This window comes from Phenylobacterium sp., assembly GCF_020253645.1.
GTDB lineage: Bacteria > Pseudomonadota > Alphaproteobacteria > Caulobacterales > Caulobacteraceae > Phenylobacterium.
Genome location: NZ_JADCBG010000170.1, coordinates 1 through 9,028, shown reverse-complemented (window position 1 = coordinate 9,028; position 9,028 = coordinate 1). Strand labels below are relative to the sequence as shown.

8 protein-coding genes are annotated in these 9,028 nt (G+C 67.0%); 1 reads left to right on the top strand and 7 read right to left on the bottom strand.

Annotation, left to right across the window (positions count from 1 at the left end; genetic code table 11):
- Positions 1–1,482, top strand: a 1,482-nt coding sequence (gene der / locus INE98_RS11325; RefSeq protein WP_293539039.1) for a ribosome biogenesis GTPase Der, incomplete at its 5' end; no start/stop codon positions are given.
- On the opposite strand, the gene INE98_RS11320 is transcribed toward der, so the two are convergent.
- The 7 genes from INE98_RS11320 to INE98_RS11290 form a co-directional block, all read right to left on the bottom strand.
- Entirely contained in the window at positions 1,433–2,182 is a 750-nt protein-coding gene (locus INE98_RS11320; protein ID WP_293539038.1) for an SDR family NAD(P)-dependent oxidoreductase, read from the bottom strand. The genes der and INE98_RS11320 overlap by 50 nt on opposite strands.
- A gap of 8 nt (positions 2,183–2,190) precedes the next feature.
- Complete coding sequence (locus tag INE98_RS11315; protein ID WP_293539037.1) at positions 2,191–3,204, bottom strand: bile acid:sodium symporter family protein; 1,014 nt, start codon at positions 3,202–3,204, stop codon at positions 2,191–2,193.
- On the bottom strand, positions 3,201–4,685 hold the full coding sequence (purF, locus tag INE98_RS11310) for an amidophosphoribosyltransferase (RefSeq protein ID WP_293539036.1): 1,485 nt from the start codon (positions 4,683–4,685) through the stop codon (positions 3,201–3,203). The genes INE98_RS11315 and purF overlap by 4 nt, the downstream gene beginning before the upstream one ends.
- On the bottom strand, positions 4,682–5,305 hold the full coding sequence (locus INE98_RS11305; protein ID WP_293539035.1) for a CvpA family protein: 624 nt from the start codon (positions 5,303–5,305) through the stop codon (positions 4,682–4,684). Before INE98_RS11305 ends, purF begins: the two co-directional genes overlap by 4 nt.
- Complete coding sequence (gene radA / locus INE98_RS11300) at positions 5,302–6,675, bottom strand: DNA repair protein RadA (protein WP_293539034.1); 1,374 nt, start codon at positions 6,673–6,675, stop codon at positions 5,302–5,304. The genes INE98_RS11305 and radA overlap by 4 nt, the downstream gene beginning before the upstream one ends.
- Positions 6,676–6,722: 47 nt before the next feature.
- Complete coding sequence (gene alr / locus INE98_RS11295; RefSeq protein WP_293539033.1) at positions 6,723–7,784, bottom strand: alanine racemase; 1,062 nt, start codon at positions 7,782–7,784, stop codon at positions 6,723–6,725.
- Positions 7,785–7,816: 32 nt separating this feature from the next.
- Positions 7,817–9,028, bottom strand: a 1,212-nt coding sequence (locus INE98_RS11290) for a replicative DNA helicase (protein ID WP_293539032.1), incomplete at its 5' end; no start/stop codon positions are given.

Sequence of the window (9,028 nt, the reverse complement as noted above, 5' to 3'; positions counted from 1 at the left end):
GACATCGATCTTGAACTCATCGATACGGCGGGTTTCGAGGATGTTGCGGACGAGAGCCTGGAGTCCCGGATGCGCGCCCAGACGGAGGCCGCGATCCGGGAATGCGACGTGGCCCTCTTTGTGATCGACTCCCGGGTCGGCGTGACCCAGCTCGACGAGATTTTCGCCGATGTCCTCCGCCGGCATGATCGGCCTGTCATTCTGGTCGCCAACAAGGCTGAGGGGCGACGCGGGGATCATGGCTTCAACGAAGCCTTCGGTCTGGGCCTCGGCGAGCCGATCGCCGTGTCCGCTGAGCATGGTGAAGGGCTCGCCGACCTCTATGCAGCCCTCGCGACCTTTGGCGGACAGCCTCACGGGGCCGCCTCTCCCGAGCCTGTTTCCAGCGCCCACCCGGACAGCGGGGCTGAAGGGGATGCGGATCTTCCCGATGATCAAAGGCCCCTGCGGATCGCCATCGTGGGACGTCCCAATGCGGGGAAGTCGACACTGGTCAACAGCCTGATCGGAGAGGACCGTCTCCTCACCGGCCCTGAGGCGGGGATCACCCGGGATGCGATCCCTGTGGACTGGTCGTGGGACGGGCGGACGATACGACTGGTGGATACCGCCGGTCTGCGTCGTAAGGCGAAGGTTCAGGAGGGTCTGGAAAAGCTTTCCACCGCAGACACCATAAGGGCCATTACCTTTGCAGAGGTGGTGCTGCTTGTCATGGACGCCACCCATCCGCTCGAAATCCAGGATCTCCAGATCGCCGACCTGGTCGAGAGGGAAGGGAGGGCCATTGTCTTTGTCCTCGCCAAATGGGACCTGATCGAGGACCCTCAGGCGCGCCTTCCTGAAATCCGGGAGGCCCTCGACAGGCAGTTGCCGCAGGTGCGCGGAGCGCCGCTGGTCGCTCTGTCGGCGGAGACTGGCCGCGGTCTTGATCGGCTGATGCCGGCGGTCATCAAGGTGCACCACGACTGGTCCTCTAAGGTGAAGACCCGGGACCTCAATGACTGGCTGCATCTGGCGGTTGCGCGGCATCCTCCGCCGGCGGTGAACGGTCGCCGCATACGGCCCAAGTACATGGCGCAGACCAAGGCGCGTCCCCCCACCTTCGTTCTCTTCGCAAGTCGGGCGGATCAGTTGCCGGATCACTACCGCCGCTACCTCGTCCACGCCCTGCGGGAGAGCTTTGACCTTCCGGGGGTGCCTATCCGGCTGAGCGTCCGCTCCAGCCGTAATCCCTTCGTGGAAGGTGCGGAGCCAGCCTCTGGTCAATCGCGGAAGGCAGGCGCCAAGGCTTCCGGCGGACGAGCAGTCTCATCGAAGAGCCGGCCAGCGAAGCCCTCAGGAAAGGCATCCACCGTGCGCCCGAAGACGCCAGGCGGAAAACCGGTCAGACCGAAAGGGCCCTCCGCACCATCCGGGGCGAGGGGCTTGCGCCCTAGACCTGTCTCGCCGCGCGGTCGTCCTTCCAGGCCCGGAAAGACCTGACCTGGGTCGGTTGTCCGGGATCTCCGAGGGCCAGTTCCAGAACCATGGGTGTGATTTCCGAAGGTTCCGGCAAGGTTGCAGGATCCTCCCCCGGATAGGCTTCCGCCCGCATCCGGGTGCGCACGGCGCCGGGATCGATGAGAGCCGCCCTGACGGCGGTGTTCTCGATTTCGTCAGCCCACACCCGGACAATCGCCTCCATGGCGGCCTTGGAGGCGCTGTAGGGCCCCCAGAACGCCCGGGGGGCCGCCGCCCGGCTGGAGGTGATGAAAAGTGCTCTCCCCGCCTCGGAGGCCTTCAGGAGGGGCTCCATGGATCGGATCAACCGCCAGGAGGCGGTGGCGTTCACCGTCATGATCCGGTCCCAGAGGCCGGGCTCGACATGGCTGACCGGAGTAATCGCGCCGAGCGCAGCCCCCGCGTGAAGCATCACGTCAAGGCGGCCAAAGCGCTGGTGCAGGGCGAGACCCAGCGCGTCGAGTCCCGCCGGCTCGGCCAGATCAAGGGGCGCCAGCGTGGCGCGCCGGCCCGTTTGGGCGAGGATCTGGTCGTCAAGGGACTCCAGCGCGCCCTGGGTTCTGGCGGTCGCGACGACATGGGCGCCGGCCTCGGCGAAAGCCAGGGCGCATGCGCGCCCAATGCCCCTAGAGGCTCCGGTGACGAGAACTATTCTGTCTGAAAGGGGGAGGGCGAGGGACATGAGCCCCCTTATCCGTTTGCAGGCGGGGCGTCACCCTCTGCAGGGGGCCTCTCGGAGTATCTTTGTGCGATCACGGCGACCACCATGAGCTGAAGCTGGTGAAATATCATGATCGGAAGGAGGATCAGGCCGAGGCTCTCACCGGGAAACAGCGCGCCGGCTATGGGAACGCCGCTTGCAAGGCTCTTCTTTGATCCACAGAAGACCAGAGTGATCTCCTCCGGCGTCGAGAACCGCGCCGCCCGGGAGATCGCCAGGCTGATCGCAAGGATCACCGCCAGCAGGACCGCGCACACGAGGATGAGCCTTGCGAGGTCCATGGCGCCCAGCTGGCTCCAGAGTCCGCTGGTGACGGAGTCTGAAAACGCGGCGTAGACCACCAGCAGGATCGACCCGCGGTCCAGCCACGAGAGAACGGCCGCGTGGCGCGATACGAGAGCCCCGATCCAGGGCCTCAGGAGATGTCCGGCGAGAAACGGCGCGAGCAAATGCAGGACGATGCCCGGGAGCCCCTCAAGAGAGACCCCGCCGCCCGTCCGGTGAAGCAGCAGGCCGGCCAGCACGGGCGTGAGCACAATGCCGATCAGGTTCGACGCCGTCGCCGCAGCTACAGTGGCCGCCACATTCCCGCGGGCGATTGCGGTGAAGCCGATCGATGCCTGGATCGTGGAAGGAAGGCAGGCCAGGAAGATCACCCCGGGCGCCAGGCTCGCAGGCAGCAGCCAGGCCGGGAGGCTCGCCGCCGCCACGCCGAGGGCTGGAAAGATCGCGAAGGTCGCAAGGAGAACCAGGATGTGAAGGCGCCACTGTGTGGCGCCGGCGATCACCGCCTCCCTCGAGAGCCGCGCCCCGTGAAGAAAGAACACCAGGGCGATGGCTGCGGAGACCATCACGTCCAGGACCGGCCGGGCCGAACCCTGGGCGGGCAGGAAGGTGGCGAGGACCACCATCCCGAGGATCAGCAGGATGTAGGTATCGGGCCTCAGGCGCGCGAGCCAGCTCGCGCCTCCGCCCGCAGTCACGCGTCGACCAGGAACGAAAGCTGCCGGTCTGAGACGGTGTTCCGGCCCTCTGCAATCTCCTGGTCAAGGAGACGCGTGGGGTACTCGCCTGTGAAGTAGTGATCGGTGAACTGAGGGTTGTCCGCATCCCGGGGACCCGCCTCCATTGCCCAGTAGAGCCCCTCGACCGACAGAAAGCCCATGGAGTCCACGTTCAGGATCCGGGCGATGTCCTCGACGCTGTGCTGGGCCGCCAGAAGCTTGTCCCGGTTCGGCATGTCGATCCCATAGAAATCCGGCCACTGAATGGGAGGAGACGCGGACCTCAGGTGGACCTCCGTAGCTCCGGCCTCACGCACCATGCGCACCACCCGGATCGAATTGGTGCCGCGAACAATCGAGTCATCGATCAGGATGACCTTCTTTCCGGCGAGGACAGACCGGTTTGGGGATAGCTTCATCCGGACGCCCGTCTCCCGGGCGCCCTGGGTCGGCTGGATGAAGGTGCGGCCGACATAGTGGTTCCGGATGATCCCCATTTCGAAGGGCAGGCCCGCCTCCTGCGCGAAGCCGAGGGCGGCCGGGACGCCGGAGTCGGGGACCGGTACGACGACATCCACGTCTGCAGGCCACTCCTGGGCAAGACGCCGCCCCATTCTCTTGCGGACATCGTAGACGGACTTGCCGTTCACCACGCTGTCTGGCCGGGCGAAGTAGACATATTCGAAGATGCACGGCCGGGCGCGCGCGGCCGGGAAGGGCCTGAGGCTCTGAACCCCGTCTTGGTCGATGACCACCATCTCGCCGTGCTCGATGTCCCGAACGAACCGGGCGCCGATCATGTCCAGGGCGCAGGTTTCCGAGGCAAGCACGGGGTGACCGTCGAGGTCGCCCAGGACAAGCGGGCGAATTCCGAGCGGATCCCGCACCCCGATCAGCTTCTTGTTGGTGATCGCCACGAGGGCGTATCCCCCCTCGATCTGCCGGAGGGCGTCAATGAAGCGGTCGACCAGCCTCGGCCTCCGGGACCTCGCGATGAGGTGGAGAATGACCTCAGAGTCCGAGGTGGACTGGAAAATCCGCCCTTCCGCAACCAGCTGCTGCCGCAGTGTCAGAAAATTGGTGAGGTTGCCATTGTGAGCGAGGGCGATCCCGCCCGTGTCGAGGTCGGCGAACATCGGCTGGACGTTCCGGATGACGCTTCCCCCGGCGGTCGAGTAACGGGTGTGGCCGATGGCGAAGGCGCCCGGCAGGCGTGCAGTCAGGTCACCCCCGGCGAAAGCGTCGCCGACATAGCCCATGTGTCGCTCGGTATGGAATCCATGACCGTCGAAGCTGGCTATGCCACAGGCTTCCTGGCCGCGATGCTGGAGGGCGTGAAGCCCGAGCGCCGTGACCGCGGAGGCGTCCTCGACATCGAAGACCCCGAACACGCCGCACTCAAGGCGAGGCGTGTCGTCATCGGGATCCCGGGGTGACCATCGATCGGAGTGGATCTTCACCAGGGCGTCTCCGCTGCGTTGTCGCGATCTGGAGGGGTGCCGCCTTCATATCGCCGGGTGGCTTCCGTGTCACCCTCGTGACGCTCTTCGCCCCCGCCTGTCACCGCCCCGCTGACCACGGGAGCCATCTCGCCGGCGAGATCGAGGCCGCGCGGCGCCATGTAGCGGAGGAGGTCTGCAGATCGCTCTGTCAGGGGCAGGAAGAGGGAGCCCCGGAGCCAGCCCGGAGCGTAGCCCTCCGGTGTCGCGGCGTTGAAGGCGAGGTTGCAGGCGCCGAGAAAGAGGGTCGCGCGGACAAGTCCCAGTGCAAAGCCGAGCGCGCGGTCCAGGGCGTTCAGGAGCCGCGCCTGCCTCACGCCGCCGGTCACGAGTGCTCCGACGAGCCGGAGCGCCAGGTAGGAACCGACGAAGAGGATCAGGAAGGCCAACGGCGCTGCGGCCCAGTCCGGATCAAGGCGGACATCGACGAGGGGCGCCATGTGCTGCAGCCCGAAAATCGCGATCGCGAGGGCCATGATCAGCGAGGCGAGGGACATCAGACCCTGCGCCGCGCCCTGGATGTAGCCGAGCATGCCTGAGCCCAGCAGAAGTCCCAGAACAATGATGTCGAAGGCGATCATGCCGTCTCCGGCCAACCGCCGTCGCCGATCCGCGCGATAGCGTCTGCAAGGCGGGCGACACCGGCCAGTTTCAGCGGTCCTGGCTCTGCGTCCCTCGGTCCGAGGACCTGCCGGAAGCCCAGCTTGGCGGACTCCCGGACCCTCGCCTCTGTCCGGCTGACGGGGCGGATCTCTCCGGACAGGCTGATCTCGCCGAAGACGACGCAATCCTGGGGCAACGCCACATCAAGCGCGGATGAGGCGAGGGCGGCGGCGGCGGCCAGATCCGCCGCGGGCTCGCTGATTCGCAGGCCCCCTGCGACATTCAGGTAGACATCGCGTGATCCCAGGGACAGTCCGCAACGCGCCTCCAGGACGGCAAGGACCATAGCCAGTCGCCCTGAGTCCCAACCCACCACCGCCCGCCGCGGCGTCCCGTAGGCCGAGGGCGCGACCAGGGCCTGAAACTCCACCAGGACGGGTCGAGAGCCCTCAATGCCCGCGAAGACCGCCGCCCCGGCCGCACGCTCCCCCGAGGTGTCCAGGAAGAGGGCGGAGGGATTGGCCACCTCCCGCAGGCCGGCGTCACCCATCTCGAAGACGCCGATCTCATCCGTCGCGCCGAAGCGATTCTTGACCCCGCGAAGGACCCGGAAGGGGTAACCGCGCTCGCCTTCGAAAGTCAGGACGGCGTCGACCAGGTGCTCGATGACCCTGGGGCCGGCGATGGCGCCTTCCTTGGTCACATGGCCGACCAGGATGATGGCGACGCCCTCGCGCTTGGCGAGCCGGACGAGCTCAGCCGAGGCCGCCCGGACCTGGGTCACCGACCCGGGCGCGGCGTCATGGCTGTCGCTCCAGAGCGTCTGGATGGAATCGATCACCACAAGGTCGAATTGCGATCGCTTCAGCCCGTCCAGAATGTTTCTCAGGCTCGTTTCCGCGGCGAGCTTCACCGGGGCTCCGGACAGTCCCATGCGTTGCGCCCGGCTGCGCACCTGATCGACAGACTCCTCCCCGGAGACATAGGCGCAGGTCGCCCCGCGCTGAGCGGCCGCCGCGACGGCCTGCATGAGCAGGGTGGACTTGCCGACCCCGGGATCCCCTCCCACCAGAAGCGCCGAGCCCCGGACCAGGCCGCCGCCACAGACCCGGTCGAACTCCTCGATTCCCGTCAGCAGTCTCGGCGGGCTTCGGACGTCTCCGGACAGCCCCTCGAAGTCGAGCCCCCGGGCGCGGGACGGACGCGTTGCGGCGAGGGCCCCGGGGGGACGCAGGCCGCCTTCCTCCACCATGGTGTTCCAGGCGCTGCAGGCCGGACACTGTCCGCTCCAGCGGCTCTGCGAGGCGCCGCACGACTGGCAGACGTACGTCGCCCCATCTCTGGCCATGGATGTCTCCTGATTCGCCGACAGGCCGCAGTGTAGCCCGCCTGGCGTCAGGAGCGGACATAGCGCCGGCTGGCCCGCGTCCCGAGGCGAACCAGGCACTCGTGCGCCACGGTGTCGGTGGCGGCCGCAAGGTCATCCAGTGGAAGATTGGGGCCCAAAAGCTCCACCCTCTCGCCCGGGGCGGCGGGCGTGTTCCCGATCTCGATCGCGAGCAGGTCCATGTTGATGAAGCAGACCGGCCTGCGGGCGCCTGCGAACCAGGCCTCCGACCTTCCGCCGCCCCTGCGCAGGAGGCCGTCGGCATAGCCCACCGCCGCTACGGCGATCCGCATGACGCGTTCCGCCTTCAGGTTCGAACCGTATCCGAGATGCTCCCCGGCCTCGACCGTGCGGACATACAGGATGGGGGCGTAAAGCGTCGCCACAGCCCTCAGTCGTGGATCCGGCCGTTCAAAGGGACCGCCGCCGAAGAGGCTGACCCCCGGACGGACCATGTCGAAGCACCACTCCGGCCCGAGGAAGACGCCTGCCGAGGCGGCGAGGCTGCAGGGCAGGGCGGGGAAGAGTCTCCTGGCCGCGGCGAACCGCTCGAACTGGAGGCGGTTTCGCGGATCCTCGGGTCTGGTGGCGGAACCCAGGTGACTCATCAGGAGGACAGGCCGGAGATCCCGGGAGTTGGACAGCTCCGCCAGCTCGGGCAGGGAAAGTCCCTGCCGGTTCATCCCGGTATCGACGTGCAGGCCAACGGGAAGGTCAGCGCCCGCCACCCGGGCCGCCGTGACCTGCCCCGCATCGGCGAGCACCGGGATCAGGGCGGACCTGCGGACCCGGTCCTCCGTTCCGGGTATCAGCCCATCCAGAAGGAAGATCCGGGCCTCTCTGTCGGACCCAAGGCATCGGCGAACCGCTTCTCCCTCCTCAAGGCGCGCCACGAAGAAGGTCCTGGCCCCGGCCTTCCAGAGCGAGGCTGCGATCCTCGCGGCGCCAAGGCCGTAGGCGTCCGCCTTGATGACCGGTGCGACCTCGGCTCCGGCCGCCGCCTCCGCGATCGTCCGGAAATTCTGGTCGATGGCGCTGAGATCGACAGTCAGGCGGGCGCGGTGAGGCATGGCGCGCACATAACCAATGGAAGCCGTCCGGGCTAGCGGATCTCGTATCGGCCAGGATCCCTGGCGAGATTGCCGAACTTGGTGATCTCCTCGTTGTAGGAGAGCTTCACCGTTCCGATCGGGCCATGGCGTTGCTTGCCGATGATGACTTCGGCCATGCCCGCGACCTTGTCCATGTTCTCCTGCCAGGTCAGGTGCTCAGGCGTCCCTTCGCGGGGTTCAAGGCGCGAGAGGTAGTAGCTCTCGCGATAGATGAACATCACCATGTCCGCGTCCTGCTCGATCGAACCGGACTCCCGGAGATCCGCAAGCTGCGGCTTCTTGTCTTCCCGGTTCTCAACCTGGCGCGAGAGCTGGGACAGGGCGATGACAGGAACATTCAGTTCCTTGGCCAAGGCCTTGAGACTCTGCGTGATCATGGAAACTTCCTGCACGCGATTATCGTTGCGGTTGTCGCCGGTCGTGATCAGCTGGAGATAGTCGACAAAGATCGCACCCAGGCCATGCTGCCGCTTCAGTCTGCGCGCCCGCGCCGCGAGCTTGGCGATGGACAGACCGCCGGTGGCGTCGATGTGGAGCGGCGCCTCCTGGATCTCGAGAGCGGCCTCGCGCACCCGGGCGAACTCCGAGGCGTCAATCTCTCCCTTGCGCAGGCGATCGCCGGAAACGCCCGAAACCTCGGCCAGCAAACGCATCGCCAGCTGCTCGGCGGACATTTCCAGGGAGAAGAAGGCGACGACGCCCCCTGACACGGTCTTGCGCGAACCATCCGGCTGCGGCTCCCAGGCGTAGTGCCGGGCGATGTGAAACGCGATGTTGGCGGCCAGCGACGTCTTTCCCATCGAGGGGCGCGCCGCGAGGATGACGAGGTCGGAGGGGTGTAGGCCGCCGATCTTCTGGTCCAGGTCGAGGAGTCCCGTAGAAAGGCCTGCCAGACCTCCATCGCGGCGATGAGCCTCGGCCGCCATTTCGAGGGCGCCGCCCAGCGCTTCTGCAAAGGGCATGAACCCCTGGGAGGTTCCTCCGGTTTCGGCGAGTGTGTAAAGGCTGGCTTCGGCCGCCTCGATCTGGTCCAGGGCGCTCTGGGAGTCCTCCGGAGCCCGGGCGCGGACAGTGATCTCGCCGCCAATCCGGATCAGGTCCCGGCGAAGAGCCAGGTCATAGACCGCTCGGGCGTAATCAGGGGCGTTCGCGGCAGGCGGCGCCCGGTCGATCAGGTCGGCGAAGTACCGGACCCCGCCGAG